This window comes from Streptomyces sp. NPDC022552 (genome assembly GCF_055561875.1).
Genome location: NZ_JBVHGJ010000001.1, coordinates 554,770 through 571,354, shown reverse-complemented (window position 1 = coordinate 571,354; position 16,585 = coordinate 554,770). Strand labels below are relative to the sequence as shown.

The following is a 16,585-nucleotide window of genomic DNA, read 5'->3' as shown; positions in this document are numbered from 1 at the left end:
ACAAGCCCGCGTCAAGCAAGCAGAGGCGTTCCGCGTCAGGCACTCCGAAGCGCGGGGAGCGGCATAGCGCCACGCCACCCGACTGGACCGGTACGCGAGCGCCGCGCGCACGCACGTGCCAGGGGGCCAGGCCAGAACCGAAGCCGAAGCACGGATCAGTTTGGCGGCAGCCCCGTGGAGCGCCCCGTTCGTGTGTCCGGTCAGCCGCCCCCAGGTGTTTCAGGGCTCACACTCTCGGTCCCGGGGTCGTCCTCCCGGTCGGTCGCCAGTGCGGTCGGCAATGGCAGGCCGTACTTGTCGCACAGGAATCGGGTCTGGCAGTACCGCTGGGCGTCGGCGGCCACCCTGCCGAGGACCGCGGAATTCATGCCGGCACCGATGAGGACGCCCACGAACGGCACGACCTTGGCGACGTTCTTGACCGGCACCCTGGAGCCGGCCGGGCCCAGCTGCTGCATCAGCTTCTCGAGGGCTGCCAGGAGGCGGTGGTCCTGGCGGAGCTTCTGAGACCACTTGATGCGCCCTTTGATCGCGTTCGCCGCCTGCGCGGTCTCACGCAACGGCTTGGCCTTGGCCGCCTGCACCATGAAGGACCGCTGTACCAGGCGTTGGATGAAGTCCTGCTCCTTGGGGTCCTTGGCGTCGTAGCCGTAGGAGTACGCGATGCGCGACGCGATCGACGTGCTCAGGACCTGGATGACGAGAATGTCCGCTGTCATCGCCACGGGGATACCGGCGACGGGCACCATGGCCAGCAGGCCCATGGCGCCACCTTCGAACGCGCCCGCGGTGCGCCACTTGAGGGTGTTGCGGGACAGCAGCCGGTCGCAGACCTTGAGATCCTGCTGCCGTAGTTCGGCGAAACCGTCGAGTTCGATGCCTTGCTTGCGGGCGAGCTTCTCGACGTTCTTCGGGTCGTTGAGCTCCATGGCCCAGTCGTTGACCAGCTCGAGCAACGCTGCCGCTCCTGCGAGCGCCGGTCGCATGGCCTTGTCGGCGACCGCGTCGCCTGCGCGACGGATCGGTTCTGCGACCGTCGCCGGCACAGCGTCCGCGACCCGTCTCATGGCGTTTCCAGCGGCCTCACCGCTGCGACCGAGGGCGGCGCTGGCCCAGTTCGGCAGACCACGGCGGTTGTTGCGCCCCTGCCAGTGCTCGTTGAGCGTGTCCCATACCTGCGCCTCGTACTCGCTCATCGGGGTTGCGGCGTCGACGAGTGGATCGGCGTACGTAGTCATTGAGGTTCTCCGTATCCCCTGTGATCGCCGGGTCCACGATGCCTGCCGGAACGGCACGTGGGTGGAGCCGCAGTGCCGGGGGCGACGTCCGAAGTCGGCCGCACCGCCACACGCTCATGCGCATGTTCCAGGAGTCCGGACACATCGCGCAGCAAAAGGGCGACAAACGACTGGAGTTGTCCACCCGGACGACGGGGCTAAGCGGGATGAACCGGCCGCCGCCGACCGCGCCGCACATCGTCACGACCACGTCGCAGCCCTGGCTCCCGGACCAGCGCTGACCGGGGCCACGGCTGCGGTGTCAGTCCGCCGAAGTATCCTTCCCGCCACCGCACACCGACTGTGAGGATCAACAGAATTGACCGGCCTGTCCGCTTTCCCGCTGCCCTTTCAAGCTTCCCGTTCCCTGGCGTTCGCGACGCCCCGAACGCTGCGGGAACTTCAGATGATCCAGTGCAGCGCTCACATTCGGGCGAAGCCGGGGTGGTTCGACAAGATGAACAACGCCGACATCGTCGCCAGGTGGACGCAGGAAGCGGTCGCCCAGGGCCTCACCGAGGCGCAGGTTCGTTACGTCCTCGCCGAACTCGTGCACTACGCCGCGCTGCGCGACGGACGGAACGGCGTCGAGGTGTCCGCCGTCGACGGGGTGTGGCAGGCGGACACGCTGATCGACGACAAGCTCAGGTCCCGGCTGCGCGAGGCGGTCCGGGTTCTGGAACAGGTCCCCGAAGCAGAACTGGACTGGCATCCCGGATCCGACGGCCAGGTACTGGATCTCGTTCATCCCTCACTGTTCTGCCTGGTGAGAGAGGTGAGCGGCGCGCCCGAGCGGGCCTGGGAGAACCCGACGAACCACTACTCGAAGTACGAGTTCTCGGAGAAGTTCCAATGGCTGCCCACGGACGTCGACGTCAGTGAAGACGGCGATGTCGCCTTCCGCTCCTACGTCAACAACGTCCACCCCGAGACCCATCACGAACTGGCCTCCGTCCTGCCGGACCTGTTCGCGCGCATGCGCCCGCTGCTGGAGAACGTGCTCACCGATCTGCGCCATCCGCGGCCCCTGCGGATCGAGGCCGATCCCTACGGGTGGTACGACTCGGAGCCGGAGTATCCGGACAAGTCTTCCTACAGCGATGCCGCGGCCCACGCGGAAGCCCTCCGGGCATGGGAAGCGGCCCAGGACGACTGGTGGGAGAACCGCCGCCCGGTCGTCCCGGACGCCCCGGCCTTCACCCCGCCCGAGGTGCCCGGTGAATCGGCCCGGGTCGACCTGCGCGGCCGCCGTCTCCAGGTCATCGTCAAGCTCGCCACCATTCATCTCACCCCGGACAAGCCCGAGTACCCGGGCGGTTCCTGGCATGTCGAGGGGATGCTGAACGAGCGGATCGTCTCGACCGGCATCTACTACTGGGACAACGAGAACATCACCGAGAGCCGGCTGAGTTTCCGGGCGGCACTCGACGACCCGAACTACGAACAGAACGACGACAACGGCCTGCGTGAGGTGTACGGCCTGGAGGACGAAGACGCACTGAACCAGATGCTGGGATCGGCGTCGACCCCGGCGGGCCGCTGCCTGGCGTTCCCGAACGTCCTGCAACACCGCGTCGACTCGTTCCGCCTCGCGGACCCCACCCGCCCGGGGCATCGCAAGATTCTCGCGTTCTTCCTGGTCGACCCGTCGGAAAAGATCGTCTCGACATCCGATGTGCCACCGCAACAGCCGTGGTCCCACACCTCGACCATGACGCTCGAGAAGGCCAAGAACTTCCGCGAACAACTCATGCAGGAACGCAAGTTCTTCGTCGACGAGCACAACGAGCAGCTCTACGAACGGGAGTTCTCCCTCTGCGAGCACTGATCCCGCGGCGTCAGTCCTGGTCGCGGGCGCGGCGGAAGCGGGCCAGACCGTCGACGAGCGTGACGATCGGGTCCGGGTAGTCGAGGGAGACGCCCAGCCGCCCGGCGAGCTTCCACGGTTCGTGGACCGACGGGGCTTCCAGACCGGAGAGTTCCGGGACCCAGCGGCGTACGTAGGCACCGTCCGGGTCGTATCTCCTGGCCTGGAGCACGGGGTTGAGGACCCGGTTGGGCCGGGTGTCGGTGCCCGTGCCCGCCACCCACTGCCAGTTCAGCTGGTTGTTGGCGACATCGCCGTCGACGAGCAGGTCGAGGAAGTGGCGGGCCCCGGTCCTCCAGTCGAGGTAGAGCGTCTTGGTCAGGAAGGAGGCCGCGAGCAGCCTCCCCCGGTTGTGCATCCAGCCCTCGTGGGTGAGTTGCCGCATCGCGGCGTCCACCACCGGATACCCGGTCCGCCCTTCCTTCCAGGCCCGCAGATCGGCCTCGGCCTGCTTGCCCTCGCGCCAGCGGTCGTGGCGCGGACGGTAGTCCTCCGTGGCGCTGTGCGGGCGGGCGTTCAGCACCTGGTGGTGGAAGTCCCGCCAGCACATCTGCCGTACGAACGCGTCGGCGCCGGCACCGCCCCGGGACCGCGCGCGGTGCACCACCTCGGTCGCGGAGACCGCGCCGAAGTGCAGATAGGGCGAGAGCCGGGAGGTGACGTCGCCGGCGAGGTCGTCGTGCCTGTCCTCGTACTCGTCGACGTGGCGCGACATCCATGCCGCGAGGCGCCTGCGCGCCTCCCGCTCGCCGCCGACGGCCAGTCCCTCGGAGACGGCGGCGATCGAGCCCCGCGACGGCACGTCGTCGGAGCGTACGGTGCCGGGCACCTGGACCGCCCGGGGAGCCGCGACCGGGGAGCGCAGCGACTCGGCCGACCACCGCCGGTGGTAGGGGGTGAAGACGGCGAAGTGGTCCGATCCACCGGGAGCGACGGCCCCGGCGGGCAGCACGGTGATCACCCCGTCGTGGACGTAGAGCCGGCGGCCGTCCGTCTCCAGGGCGTGCCGCAGGCGCTCCTCTCGTCGGCGTGCGAAGGCGCTGCAGCCCGCCGCCATGTGCACCTCGTCGGCGTCGACTTCGCGGACCACCGCGCACACCTCGTCCACCGTGTCGCCGTGCCGCACGACGAGTCGGCCGCCCCGCTCCCGCAGCCCCGCGTCGAGGTCGGTAAGGCAGTCGGCCAGGAACGCGAGCCGGTTGGGCGCGGCGAAGCCTGCACGGTCCACGGCGGGGTCGCGGACGAACAGAGGTACCACCTCGGGTGCCGATTCCAGCGCGGCGCGCAGGGGCGGGTGGTCGTGGAGACGGAGGTCCGAGGTGAACAGGACGACCGAGACGTTCATGGCACCACTCCTGGCGATCGAGCACCGGGGCGGAGGCGGGTACGCCCGGTGGACTTCTGCGCGTGCACTACGGTCCTCCTTCTGCGCACCGAGTGCCCGCGGATGCGGCTGCTCCTCGCGGCCGTGTCGTGGCGGGTCCGTGCGACCGGTCCCTTGGCCGTGCTCCATGCCCGCCGGTTCCCCGCGGTCCGCGCGACTCGTGCATCCGCCGACGCCCTTGGAGGGGAAGGAGGGGCGACCAACGCACGGCGGCCCTTCGGGCCGGACGAAGGAGGCGGCGAAGTGATCGTGGTGCGACGGAGCATGCTCCTCTCATGCCCTCTGGACGAGGCGGTCGCCTATCTGGAGGACTTCACCCGGACCGAGGAATGGGATCCGGGGACGGTGCGCTGTGCCAGGGTCGACGAGGGGCCGGTGCGGCCGGGCTCGTCCTGGCGCAACACGTCACGCTTCCGCGGGCGTACCAGCGAGCTCCTCTACCGGCTCGAGGCCCGGGAGCCCGCCCGCCTCATGTTCGTGGGGAAGAACAAGACAGTGACCGCGACCGATGACATGACCTTCGAGGCGCGGTCCGCCACGGAGACCGCGCTGACGTACGTCGGATCCCTCCGGTTCCACGGTCTGGCGAAGCTGGCCACGCCGTTCCTGCGGACGGAGTTCGAACGGCTCGGTGACGGCGTGACCGAACGTCTCCCGGCCGCGGTCACGGAGCACTACCGCTGATTGGTCCGGCCTCCGCGCCACGTTCCGGAGACCGCGTCGTGGCGCGGTCTCCGGAACGTCTTGACCGCCGCGTTCCCGCGGCGGTCATCGTTCAGTTCGGCATCAGCACGGTGTCGATCACATGGACGGTGGCGTTCGAGGTCGGCACATCGCCGCAGACGATCTTGGCGGTGCCGTTGACGGTGTAGGCGTCGCCGGAGCCGTCGGTCGTCACCGTGCCGCCCTGGAGCGTCTTGAACGAGCCGTCGGCCAGCTCCGCCTTGCCGACCTCCTCGTCCACGACGTGGTACGTGAGGATCTTGGTCAGGGCGGCCTTGTCCGCGAGGACCTTGTCCAGGTCCGCCTTCGGGATCTTCGCGAAGGCGTCGTTCGTCGGCGCGAAGACGGTGATGTCCTTGGCTCCGTTCAGCGTGTCGACCAGTCCGGCCGCCTTGACGGCCGAGACAAGCGTGGACAGTTCCGGGTTGTTCGACGCCGCGGTCGCGACCGGGTCGTCGGCCATACCGTCGACGCTGCCCTCGCCCTCTGCCGGGAGCGCGCTGCAGCCGGGCCCGAACGGGCCGTTCCCCTCTGCGGCCACAGCCTGCGGGGCCAGTACGCCCAGCGACACCGGGAGGGCGACGGCCGCGGCAGCTGCGGCGACACGGCGCATGACGTGCGAGGTGTTCATGATGCTTCCTCCTCGTGGGCAGGTCCCGGAACCGGGACCGGCCATGGGCTGGAATGGCACTCTCTGTAGGTATTCGCAGCGGCACCCCTCTCCGGATCAGGCGGGGGCAAGCGGATCGAGGTCGGCGAGGACTTCCCGGGCCGCGCGGGCTCCGGAGGCCAGCGCCCCCTGCAGCGAGCCCGTCGCCCGGTGGTCGCCGCAGACGTACCTGCCCGGCGCGAGACGAGTGGTCCGCGAGAGCTCCAGCGGCGGGAGCATCACGGGGAGGGCGTCGTGCACCGTGACGCGGTGCACGGCTTCCCAGGCCGCCGTGTCCGTGCCGTACACCTCGCCGAGGGCCTCGCGGACGGCCTCTTCCTCCGCCGGACCCGGCGAGCCGAGGACGGAGGTCGACACCAACGCCCGCCCGTCGGCGGACCAGCCACGCTGGGCCTCGGTCACGACGCAGGTGTTCAGGAACCGCCGGCGTGCATCGACCACGAGGGTCGGCTCGGCCAGGGGGGATCGCTCCGCCGCGTGGTAGAAGGTGGTGACGGTCCGGCCGGGTGGTACGTCGAGGCCGGGCAGCAGACGTCCTGCCGCGCTCTGCCCCGTGGCGACGACGACGGCCCGTGCCTTCAGCTCGCCTCCGTCGGCCGAGGCCACCCCGTCGGTGGTCAGCGAGGCGACCGGCGAACCGGTGCGTACGACTCCGGCGGGGAGCCCGGAGGCGAGCTGCGCGGGGACCGCGCCGATCCCGTCGGCCGGCAGACACAGCGTGCCGCGTGCCATGGACCGCCAGACGAGGTGGAAGAAGCGTGCCGAGGTCTCCAGGTCGTCCTCGAGGAACACCCCGGAGAGGAACGGCCGCAGGAGAGTCTCCACGAGTTCGGACGAGAGACCGGCATCGGACAGGGCGCGGAGGGTCGTGGCGTCGGGTCGCGTGCGCAGCCGTGAGGCGGGCAGCAGCGTGTCGCGCGCGGAGAGCACGCCCAGGGCCGCGAGGTCACGGGCGGAGGCCAGTCGGCCGGGCAGGAGGTCACGACTCTCCCGGAGACGCCGGGTGGGGTCGGTGAACCGGCGCGGCCCGTCGTCCGTGTGCACCAGTACGCCCGGAGTGAGCGGTCTCAGCCGGAGCATTCGCAGGTTCAGACGCCGCTTGACCTGCGGATAGGAGGTGTTGAACACCTGGAAGCCGCGGTCGGCGGTGAAGCCCGCGATCCTGTCGGTCCGCATCCTCCCGCCCACGGTGTCGTCGCTCTCCAGCACGCGCACACGTACCCCCGCGCCGACGAGGTCCGCCGCACAGGCCAGACCGGCCGCACCGGCCCCGACGACGACGACATCGATTCCACCGTCCGTCTTCCGCATCACCGTTGCCGCTCCTCTTCCTGTCCGGATGGCCCCTTCTGCACGCCGCGTCACACCGAGGCGCATCCGTACTTCCGTCATGGGGTGCCGTACGGATGAGCCCGCGGCGCACTCCCGTCCGGGGCGGGCAGGGCTCCGCGACGGACTCGCATCACTTGTGCGTCGTATCCTTGGTCGTATGAGCGAGACGGCAGCCGGCATCACGACAGGGGCCGTGGCGCGACGGCTGGGTGTCTCGCCCACCACGCTGCGGTCGTGGGACCAGCGTTACGGCATCGGCCCGGCGGCGCGTGAGGACGGGCGGCACCGGCGCTGGTCACCGGCGGACGTCGAGATGCTGGAGGCGATGTGCCGGCTCACCACGTCGGGCGTGCCGCCGGCCGAGGCCGCCCGGGTCGCCCGGGCGCGCGCCGGTCGACAGCCCGGGGAGCCGGCCGGGAAGCAGTCCCCGCGGCAGCCTCGGAAGGCGTCCGACCAGCCGGCCCCCGATGTGACGGCATCCGCGCCCGTGTCCGCGCACCCCCCGGGTTCCGGCAACGGGCTGCCCCTCGACAAGGTCCACCAGGAGTTCCGTGGACTGGCCCGGGCGGCGGTACGCCTCGACAGCCCCACCATGCACGCGTTGCTGCGCGATCTGGTGGCCGAGCACGGGCTCGTCGCCTCCTGGGAAGAGGTGATGGCGCCGACGCTCCACGCCGTCGGCCGCAAGTGGGAGTCCTCGGGTGACCGGTACGTCGAGGTGGAGCACCTTCTGTCCTGGCACATCTCCACGGCTCTTCGTCAGCTGATCGGATCCGCGAGTCCGCGCGGCCACGTGAATCCGGTGCTGCTGGCCTGTGTCCCCGGCGAGCAGCACACCCTTCCGATCGAGGCGCTGGCCGCCGGTCTGGCCGAACGAGGGCTGCCGACCCGTATGTTCGGAGCGGCTGTGCCGGCCGAAGCCCTGGACGCCGCGGTGCGGCGCCTGGGCCCGACGGCCGTCGTCCTCTGGTCGCAGGCGCGCTCCACCGCCAGTCACGCCCTGGCCCGGCACGTGGCGGACACCTCCTTCGGCGTCAGGGGTGCCCGGACCCATCCCCTGGTGCTCCTCGCCGGCCCCGGCTGGGCCGGTCGCGCCACCGCGCCGGGGATGCTCCGGCCCGGCGGCCTGCGCGAGGCGCTCGACATCCTCGTCCACCGGTGTACGGCCGGCCCCCACACCGACGCGGTCCGTCACGCGGGCGGTTGAGTCGGGTTCCCGGGGCGTCGCATCGGGTGTTCGGTCGGGCGAGTGGCCGGCCGCACGTCACCGGCGGGCGAGCAGCCGCGCGGTGAGTTCGGCGGTGCGACGGTGCCAGCGGGAGGCGCCGGCCAGCATGGCGTGCCCTCCGTAGGGCATCGGGACCCCGACCGCGTCGGCGCCCGCGCACCGGGCCCTGCGCACGAACCCCCAGGACTCCCGCGCGCTCGTGACGCGGTCGGTCTCGTCGTGCAGCAGGTAGATCCCCCGCCCTTCGAGGTGCTCGACGGGTTCCCCGGGCGGGCACCACGGGGCCAGGCCCACCACACCGCGGACCATCGGGTCCCGGGCGGCGCTCAGGGCGGCGCGGCCGCCCATCGAGTGGCCGACGAGGACGACGGGGACCGCGCCGAAGTCGTCCCGCAGCCGCACAAGGGCGGCCTGCGCGTCGCGAGCGGCGTCGCGGCGCTCTCCGTTCCAGCCGCGGTGCCGGTAGCGGACGTCGGCGACCAGGACGTCCCGTCCGGAGAGCACGCGTGCGACGGCCGCCGCGAACGGCCGCATGCGCAGGGCGGGGAGGTTGATGAGAGGCGGCGGCTCCAGCCCCTCGGACCGGCCGCCGTGCAGCAGGAGAACGGCCGCGACCGGAACCGCCGGCGCACTGCGCACGACCAGCGAGCCCTCCTCACCCCGCCGGAGCCCGAAGCCCGGGCCGTCCGTCATCCGGCCTCGCTCCCCGACGCGCCCGATCGGGGCGCACGGGGCCGCCGGCGGGGAGGCCGCGGCAGGAAACCGCTGGTGCGGGCCTCGTAGGCCGCGTATCCCGGACGCCCCTCCATATGGGCTTCCAGCAGCCGCTTTCCGCTCCCCCAGATGAGGAGTCCGCTCATGACCAGCGGCGACACAAGAGTGAGCGCGGCGGTCTGCGGGCTCGCGCAGGCGGTCAGGTACAGCCCCCACCAGACGAGGAAGTCGCCGAAGTAGTTGGGGTGACGGGTCCAGCTCCACAGCCCCTGGTCCATGATCCGCCCCCGGTTGGCGGGGTCGGACTTGAAGCGGGCGAGCTGATGGTCGCCCACGGTCTCGAAAGTGAGCCCCACGGCCCACAGCACGAGTCCGGCGACCAGCAGGACGTCCACGCCCCGGGGCAGGTAGGCCGCCGCCTGGACGGGGAGCGAGACGAGCCAGACGAGGGCGCCCTGCAGGAGGTAGACCTTGCGCAGCGCGTGGAGGGCGGGACTGCCGGGGGCGTGGGCGAGCATGCGGGCGTAGCGGGGATCCTCGCCGTGGCCGCGTCCCCGGCGAGCGATGTGGAGCGCGAGCCGCAGGCCCCAGAGAAGGGTCGCAAGGGTGACGGCGAGTCGGCGCCCGTCGTCCCCGTACCCGGCGGACAGCACCCAGGTGACCAGGGCGACGGCGGCGAACGCCAGGCCCCAGGCGATGTCGACGATCCGGTGGACGCCCTTCACCAGGGCCACGGCGAAGGTCACGAGCATGACGCCGAGAGCGGCACCGGCCGACACGGCCAGGTTCACGGCGAACGCGGACCATGTCATCGCGGCTCCTCCGGATCCTGACCGTCGGCGACCAGCCGGAGTTGGCGCACGTCGAGGTAGCGCGAGCGGAACCCCGCCTCGGAGTAGGCCAGGTACAGCTCCCACATGCGGCGGAAGACCTGGTCGAAGCCGAGCGCGCCGACCGCCTCCGACTCCGCGACGAACCGCTCGCGCCAGAGCCGTAGCGTCTCGGCGTAGTGGTCGCCGAACCCGGCGTCGTGGGTGATCCTCAGGCCGGCGGCGGCGCTCTCGCGGGCGATGGCCTCGGGGGACGGGATGAGACCGCCGGGGAACACGTACTTGCTGATCCAGGTGTGCGTACGGGCGGTGTCGAGCATCCGCTCGTGCGCCATGGTGATGGACTGGAGCGCAACCCTGCCGCCGGGCGCGAGGAGGCGGCGCAGGGCGCCGAAGTACGCGGGCCAGTACTCGGCACCGACCGCCTCGATCATCTCGACGCTGAGGACGGCGTCGAACCGCCCCTGGACCTGGCGGTAGTCACGGAGTTCGACGGTGACCCGCTCTGTGGCGCCCGCGTCCGCGATCCTTCGCAGGGCCAGCTCGCGCTGCTCGGCGGAGAGGGTGACGGTGAGGACGTCGGCACCCCGGGACGCGGCGCGGACGGCGAGTTCGCCCCAGCCGGTGCCGATCTCCAGGACCCGGGTCCCCGGGCCGACCCCGGCCAGGTCGAGCAGGCGGTCGATCTTGCGGTGCTGGGCGGCGTGGAACGCACGCGATGTGGCCGGGAGCGTGTCGAACACGGCTGAGGAGTAGGTCAGGCTCGGGTCCAGGAAGAGGGCGAACAGGTCGTTCGACAGGTCGTAGTGGCGCTGGATGTTGTCCCGGGCGCCGTCGAGGGTGTTGCGGTCGCGGTCGGGGCGCCGGTGCGCCCACGCACCCCGGAGGCGGCGCAGGGGGGCCGGTACGAGGTCGTCGACATGGGTGGCGAGGACGGTGAGCACGCCGACGAGGTCGTCGCTGTCCCACTCGCCGGCCATGTACGACTCGCCGAAGCCGATCAGGCCGTCGGCGCCGATCCGCCGGTGGAAGGCGCCGGGGTCGTGCAGGGTCAGCGTGGGTGGGCCGTCCCCGCTCGCGGCCGGGTGGGGAACGGTGGTGGGTGTGCTGCCGTTCCGTATCCGCAGCGGCAGGCGGGCGAGGGCGCGTTCGACGACGCGTCGGGCGATGGCTGTACGGAGGGCGGAGGCGCGCGGGAGGCGGGCGACGTCGGGCCAGCGCTCGGGGTCGACGCGCGGGTGGGCGGGACCGGTGGCGACGGGTTCGGGCGACGGGACGGTGACAGTCACAGCATGCCTTCTCGGGTGGGCGTCACGGGTCGGGGACGGACGGGAAGTCCCTTGAGGTACAGGCGGATTCCGTGCCACCGGATGCCTGCGCTGACGGCCGCGGTGGACCAGGGGTGGCGCAGCGCGGCGGTGAGCAGGCCGCGGGTGTCGGCCGGACGGCGTCGGCCTCGGACGGTGGCGGTGAGGGGGCGGCTCCCGTCGTCGTGCCGCAGTTGGACGGTGAGGTCGAGGCGCTCGCCGGGGAGCGGGAGCCGCATCCGGTAGGAGCCTTCGACGTCGAAGAACGGCGAGACGTAGAAGTCCTTGGCGACGTCGGCGCGTCCGTCGGCGTCTGGCCGCAGCAGGTAGCAGTGCCGACCGCCGTAGGTGTTGTGCACCTCGGCGACCACGCAGACGGGGCGCCCTGCCCGGTCGTGGCACCAGTACAGCGTCAGCGGGTTGAAGACATGGCCGAAGACCCGGGCGTGGGCCAGCATCAGCACCTGACCGTCGGCGTTCCGTACGCCGTGGGAGGCGAGGTACGCGTCGAGGCCCGCGCGCAGCGTGGGTGCCCGCCCCCCGAAGTGGTCGCGGGCGTCGAAACGGGCTAGCGGCCGCAGGAGGCGGGGCAGCCGGGGGAGGTCGTCGAGGTCCACGAGCCAGAGGTAGGTGCATCGGCGCAGGCTGTGGCGGACCGGCTGGACGCGGGTGTGCGCGACCTCGCTCGGGTAGAGGGCCGGCACCGGGACCCGTACGACGGTTCCGGTGACGGGCGGGACGTCGGCGGCCGGAGCTGTCACCAGTCCACCCCCAGGGCTCGGGCCGCCTCGACTCCGGAGCGGCAGCCGTCCTCGTGGAAGCCCCAGCCGTGGTAGGCGCCGGCGAAGGCGGTGACGGACGTGGCGAGGCCGGGCAGTTCACGCTGGGCGGCGACGGAACGGGGCGTGTAGACGGGGTGTTCGTACACCATGCGGGCGAGGACGGTGCTCTCGTCGACGCGGCCGTCGGCGTTGAGGGTCACGATGTGCGGCTCGTCCGCCGGGAGGCGCTGGAGCCGGTTCATGTCGTAGCTGACGCGTACGGACTCGGGGCGCGCCTCGCACGACGGGAGCCAGTAGTTCCATGAGGCGCGGGCGTGCGGTGACCGCGGCAGGACCGTGGTGTCCCGGTGCAGGACGGTGGGGTTGCGGGAGTAGGTGAACGCTCCGAGGACGCGGCGCTCGTCGGGGGTGGCGTCGGCGAGCATCCGCAGGGCCTGGTCGGGATGGACGGCCACGACGACGCCGGCGTACGTGTCGGACTCCCCGTCCTCGGTGGTCACGCGCGCGTGGTCCGGGGCACGTTCGATGGCCCGGACGGGTGTGGCCGTGCGGACGGCGGAGAGTCGCTTGGCCGCCTTCTCGACGTACGCGGAGGAGCCGCCGGTGACCGTCTTCCACCGGGGTGAGCCGGTGGTGGAGAGCAGTCCGTGGTGGTCGAGGAAGCGGAAGAGGTAGGCCGCCGGGTAGAGCAGTGCGGTGTCCGGCGCGCAGGACCACACGGCGGAGACCAGCGGGATCGCGAAGTGTCCGACGAAGTACGGCGAGAACCCTCCACGTTCCAGGAAGGCGCCGAGAGTCGGGCCGTCGTTCCCGGTGGCGAGCAGGCGACGGGCGGCGCGGTGGAAGCGCGGCACGTCGGCGAGCATCCGCAGATGGCGGCCGCGGCGCAGGTTTCCGCCGCCGAGCAGCCCGCGGGGGCCGCGGGCCCCGGCATACGCGAGACCGCAGCCGTCGCACCGGACGGACATGCTCATCTCGGAGTCCTGGGTGGCGACGCCCAGTTCGCGGAAGAGGCGCAGGAGGTTCGGATAGGTGCGCTCGTTGTGGACGATGAAACCGGTGTCCACGCGCACCGTGCCGCCCGCCCGGGTCGGCAGCTCGTGGGTGTGGGCATGCCCGCCGAGCCGGGAGTCGGCCTCGTAGAGCACGACGTCGTACGAGCGGGACAGCACGTGGGCGGCGGTCAGGCCGGACACACCCGCCCCGACGACGGCGACGGTCCTCCGGTTCATGCGTTCCCCCTCGTGTCCGCGGGCTTCCACCCGTCCGCCACGTCCGGAGCCAGGCGGCAGCGGAGCCGCTGCATTCCGCGCCGGGCATGGCTCTTGACGGTGCCCAGCGGCAGGCCGGTCCGCCGCGCGATCTGCACCTGAGTCAGGTCCCCGAAGTACGCGAGGGTCAGCACGTCGCGCTGGACGCCCGGCAGGCGGGCCAGTTCGCCCCTGACGACGAGCCGGTCGAGCACGTGGTCGGGCCCGTCGGCGGTCACCGTGTGCGGGGGCAGCGCGGCTCCGGCCGCGGCGATGAGGGCGGTCCTGCGGGTGCGGGCGGAGAGCGCGTCGGCGATCTTGCGGCGCGCGATGCCGACCAGCCAGGCCGGGACCGGTCCCCTCTCGGGGCGGTACCCCGCACGGCCGCGCCACGCGGCGAGAAAGACCTGCTGCGTGACGTCCTCCGCCTCGCGGGAGTCGCCGAGCGTACGGCTGGCGAGCGTGTGCACGAGACCGCCCCAGCGCCGGTACGCGAGAGCCATGCAGTACTCGTCGCCGCGGAGGAGCCCGGCGCCGATCTCTTCGTCCGTGGGCTCGTCCGTTGGTGCGTCCGTGGGCGGTTGTGCGGGACGTACGTCCGGGGCCGGCAGAAGAGGGCGCGGGGCGGACGGTGTGTCGGTCGCGAGCGGGCGGACGCGGCGCGCCGTGGGCGCTGTGATCATGACGGCCACTCCTTCTGTCCGGCGTACGGGCGCGGTCGGCCGGCAGGCGTCGGCCATGAGGGTGCCGATCCGCCACCCGAAGGCAGGCGCTTCCGGCTCCCTCAGGATCCGGCGGTCGGGAGTCGCGGATCAAGACGCATCGGTTGCGCATCGTTTCGGCGATGTCGTCGACCTCTCGCGCGGTGAGCAGCTCGTCGAGCTCCTGGAGGTACGCCGCGCACGTCGGCGAGGTGGAGGCGTGGATGCGGTCCCGTCCGGCCGTCCGGACGCGTGAGAGCCCCCGACGGCTTGGTGAAAACGGACCAGTGAGAGTGAGTGCCGCCCACGCGCGGGACCGTCGGGCCGTCCTAGCGTGGACGGAGCGGGGCATCCCCGCCCCACCCCACCCGCCACCGCCTTCACCGAGGACTGGTCCCATGCCCATGCAACCCTGGTTCCCCGATGCCAAGTTGGGCATCTTCCTCCACTACGGCATCTACGCGGTCGACGGCGTGCCCGAGTCCTGGTCGTTCTACAGCGGGCAGGTTCCGCACGAGCAGTACATGCGGCAGCTGGACGGCTTCACCGCCTCCGCGTACGACCCGAGGGCCTGGGCGGAGCTCTTCGCCCGCGCGGGCGCGCGGTACGCCGTGCTGACCGCGCGCCACCACGACGGCGTGGCCCTCTGGGACACCGACCACGGCGATCTGAACGTCGTACGGCACACGCCGGCCGGACGCGACCTCGTGGCCGGGTACGCCGCTGCGCTGCGCGAGAAGGGCCTCAAGGTCGGCCTGTACTACTCGCATTCGGACTGGAACCACCCCGACTACGCGAGCGTGGTGCACCCCGAGCCGCCGAACGAGGACGTGGCCACCCACCCGCTCGTCGCGCCGAAGGACGGGGTCGAGGACCCGGAGGCCTGGAAACGCTACGTCGCGTACCGTGACGCCCAGGTCGGTGAGCTGGTCTCCCGTTTCCGCCCCGATCTGCTGTGGTTCGACGGCGAGTGGGAGCGCAGCGAGGAACAGTGGGGCATGCGCGCGCTGGCCGAGCAGATCCTCGCCGGGAACCCCGGGACGGTCCTCAACGCGCGCATGCTCAGTCACGGCGACTACTCCACGCCGGAGCAGGGTGTGCCGCTCCTGCCGCCGGACGGGCCGTGGGAGCTCTGCCTGACCATGAACGACTCCTGGGGCCACCAGCACCAGGACCACAATCAGAAGTCGGTCCGCCAGCTGGTGCGCTACTTCACGGAGACCATCGGCATGGGCGGCAACCTGCTCCTTGCCGTCGGCCCCAGGGAGGACGGCACGATCCCGGCGGAGCAGGTCGAGCGGCTGGAGGGTCTCGGGGCCTGGATCGCGCGGCACGAACGGGCGGTGTACGGGACGGTGGCGGGGCTGCCGGCCGGACACCACTACGGCCCCAGCACGCTCTCCGCCGACCGGCGCACGCTCTTCCTGGTCTGCTTCGACGCCCCCCGTGAATCGGTCTCGCTGCGCGGTCTGCGCAACAGGGTCGAGCGGGTGACCGTCCTCGGTACCGGCGCCGAGCTGGCCCATCGCGTGACCGGCGGACTTCACGACGTGCCGGGGGTGCTGTGGATCGACGCTCCGGAAGAGGTCGACGTCGACGGGTCGGCGACCGTGCTGGCCGTCGAGCTCGACGGCGAACTCGACCTCTACCGGGGCACCGGCAGGACCTGAGGCCGCCCGGCGGCACCGCTGCTCCGCCCCGCTCGGCCGCCGGCGCGAACCCCTCGTGGGGAGACGCCCAGTTCGCGCCGGCACGCTTTGTTGAACGCCTGCAGGTCGTCGATCCCGACCGCCGCCGCCACCGCGGGGATCGGCAGGGTCGACTCGCGGAGCAGATGCCGTGCCCGCTCCATTCGCCGCTGCCGGATGTACGCCACGACGGTGGTGCCGGTCTCGGCGCGGAAGAGCCGCAGCAGATGGTTGTGCGACACCCCCGCGGCCCGCGCCACCTCGGGAACGAGGAGCCGCTCCGCCAGGCGCGACTCGATGTACGCGACGGCGGCGGCGAGCGAGGCGTGCGGACCGCTCTCACGCCCCACCGGCTCGGCCAGTTCCGCCAGCTCCCACAACGCCGTCCAGACCTCGGCGTCCGCCCTGCGGGGAGCACGCGGAGCCACCGCGATGGCCCGCAGCAGCAGTTCCGAGAGGGCCGGTGTGCGCGCACCGGCGTCCTGGACGACGGGCAGGGTGACGGCCTCCCCCGTACCGGAGAGGCTCAGGTGCGCGTACAGATGCTCGGACCGTCCGCGGTAGCGGAAACGCACCTCCGTCCCCGGTGGCACCAGGGACACGTACCCCGGGCGGATGACATGGAGCACGCCGTCGACCACGAGTTCGGCGGTGTACCGGTAGAGGTGCAGCTGCCACAGGTCCGGCAGCCGGAACACGTCGACCGGACTCGTCGTGCCGTGGACTCCGACACCGAGGCCGAGCACGCGCGGCGGCTCGTCGAGCCGTACCTCGCAGGAACGTCCCTGTCCCACCCGGACCCCTCTCCGTCATGTGAAGAATCCACCAGCGC

At 71.8% G+C, this 16,585-nt stretch carries 16 protein-coding genes; 5 read left to right on the top strand and 11 right to left on the bottom strand.

From position 1 onward, the window contains the following. Positions 1-200 precede the first annotated feature (200 nt). Entirely contained in the window at positions 201-1,238 is a 1,038-nt protein-coding gene (locus ACZ3OF_RS02655; protein ID WP_467302258.1) for an EcsC family protein, read from the bottom strand. A gap of 122 nt (positions 1,239-1,360) precedes the next feature. Between ACZ3OF_RS02655 and ACZ3OF_RS02650 the strand changes: the two genes are divergently transcribed. Both ACZ3OF_RS02650 and ACZ3OF_RS02645 read left to right on the top strand, forming a co-directional pair. Then, positions 1,361-1,519, top strand: coding sequence for a hypothetical protein (locus ACZ3OF_RS02650; RefSeq protein ID WP_361666630.1), 159 nt, complete (start codon positions 1,361-1,363; stop codon positions 1,517-1,519). Between the two features lie 77 nt (positions 1,520-1,596). Then, a complete protein-coding gene (locus tag ACZ3OF_RS02645; protein ID WP_361666632.1) occupies positions 1,597-3,105 on the top strand; it encodes a DUF4246 domain-containing protein in 1,509 nt (502 codons plus the stop codon). Between the two features lie 10 nt (positions 3,106-3,115). On the opposite strand, the gene ACZ3OF_RS02640 is transcribed toward ACZ3OF_RS02645, so the two are convergent. Further along, the gene (locus tag ACZ3OF_RS02640) at positions 3,116-4,489 is read right to left on the bottom strand and encodes a cryptochrome/photolyase family protein (RefSeq protein ID WP_467302256.1); all 1,374 of its coding nucleotides are present in this window, start codon (positions 4,487-4,489) and stop codon (positions 3,116-3,118) included. 282 nt (positions 4,490-4,771) lie between these two features. On the opposite strand from ACZ3OF_RS02640, the gene ACZ3OF_RS02635 reads away from it, so the two are divergent. Beyond that, entirely contained in the window at positions 4,772-5,212 is a 441-nt protein-coding gene (locus tag ACZ3OF_RS02635) for an SRPBCC family protein (protein WP_467302254.1), read from the top strand. Between the two features lie 91 nt (positions 5,213-5,303). Here ACZ3OF_RS02635 and ACZ3OF_RS02630 read toward each other — a convergent pair whose 3' ends face one another. Both ACZ3OF_RS02630 and ACZ3OF_RS02625 read right to left on the bottom strand, forming a co-directional pair. Continuing rightward, a complete protein-coding gene (locus ACZ3OF_RS02630; RefSeq protein ID WP_361666634.1) occupies positions 5,304-5,882 on the bottom strand; it encodes a fasciclin domain-containing protein in 579 nt (192 codons plus the stop codon). Between the two features lie 96 nt (positions 5,883-5,978). After that, positions 5,979-7,232: an NAD(P)/FAD-dependent oxidoreductase gene (locus tag ACZ3OF_RS02625; protein WP_361666636.1), complete on the bottom strand. Its 1,254-nt coding sequence runs from the start codon at positions 7,230-7,232 to the stop codon at positions 5,979-5,981. Positions 7,233-7,410: 178 nt separating this feature from the next. On the opposite strand from ACZ3OF_RS02625, the gene ACZ3OF_RS02620 reads away from it, so the two are divergent. Next, positions 7,411-8,460, top strand: coding sequence for a MerR family transcriptional regulator (locus tag ACZ3OF_RS02620; RefSeq protein ID WP_361666637.1), 1,050 nt, complete (start codon positions 7,411-7,413; stop codon positions 8,458-8,460). 57 nt (positions 8,461-8,517) lie between these two features. Here ACZ3OF_RS02620 and ACZ3OF_RS02615 read toward each other — a convergent pair whose 3' ends face one another. Genes ACZ3OF_RS02615 through ACZ3OF_RS02590 form a run of 6 tightly spaced genes read right to left on the bottom strand, consistent with a single transcriptional unit; the run spans position 8,518 to position 14,047 of the window. Continuing rightward, positions 8,518-9,174: an alpha/beta fold hydrolase gene (locus ACZ3OF_RS02615; protein ID WP_467302251.1), complete on the bottom strand. Its 657-nt coding sequence runs from the start codon at positions 9,172-9,174 to the stop codon at positions 8,518-8,520. Then, positions 9,171-10,007: a DUF1295 domain-containing protein gene (locus ACZ3OF_RS02610; protein ID WP_467302249.1), complete on the bottom strand. Its 837-nt coding sequence runs from the start codon at positions 10,005-10,007 to the stop codon at positions 9,171-9,173. The genes ACZ3OF_RS02615 and ACZ3OF_RS02610 overlap by 4 nt, the downstream gene beginning before the upstream one ends. Further along, the gene (locus ACZ3OF_RS02605; protein WP_467302247.1) at positions 10,004-11,314 is read right to left on the bottom strand and encodes a class I SAM-dependent methyltransferase; all 1,311 of its coding nucleotides are present in this window, start codon (positions 11,312-11,314) and stop codon (positions 10,004-10,006) included. The genes ACZ3OF_RS02610 and ACZ3OF_RS02605 overlap by 4 nt, the downstream gene beginning before the upstream one ends. After that, positions 11,311-12,036, bottom strand: a complete 726-nt coding sequence (locus ACZ3OF_RS02600) for a DUF1365 domain-containing protein (RefSeq protein ID WP_467302819.1) — start codon at positions 12,034-12,036, stop codon at positions 11,311-11,313. The genes ACZ3OF_RS02605 and ACZ3OF_RS02600 overlap by 4 nt, the downstream gene beginning before the upstream one ends. A gap of 53 nt (positions 12,037-12,089) precedes the next feature. Beyond that, positions 12,090-13,346, bottom strand: coding sequence for an NAD(P)/FAD-dependent oxidoreductase (locus ACZ3OF_RS02595; protein ID WP_361666645.1), 1,257 nt, complete (start codon positions 13,344-13,346; stop codon positions 12,090-12,092). After that, the gene (locus ACZ3OF_RS02590; RefSeq protein ID WP_361666646.1) at positions 13,343-14,047 is read right to left on the bottom strand and encodes a sigma-70 family RNA polymerase sigma factor; all 705 of its coding nucleotides are present in this window, start codon (positions 14,045-14,047) and stop codon (positions 13,343-13,345) included. The genes ACZ3OF_RS02595 and ACZ3OF_RS02590 overlap by 4 nt, the downstream gene beginning before the upstream one ends. Before the next feature lie 416 nt (positions 14,048-14,463). Between ACZ3OF_RS02590 and ACZ3OF_RS02585 the strand changes: the two genes are divergently transcribed. Then, positions 14,464-15,735, top strand: a complete 1,272-nt coding sequence (locus ACZ3OF_RS02585) for an alpha-L-fucosidase (protein ID WP_467302245.1) — start codon at positions 14,464-14,466, stop codon at positions 15,733-15,735. Here ACZ3OF_RS02585 and ACZ3OF_RS02580 read toward each other — a convergent pair. Next, a complete protein-coding gene (locus ACZ3OF_RS02580) occupies positions 15,711-16,547 on the bottom strand; it encodes a helix-turn-helix domain-containing protein (protein ID WP_467302243.1) in 837 nt (278 codons plus the stop codon). The genes ACZ3OF_RS02585 and ACZ3OF_RS02580 overlap by 25 nt on opposite strands. Positions 16,548-16,585 lie beyond the last annotated feature (38 nt).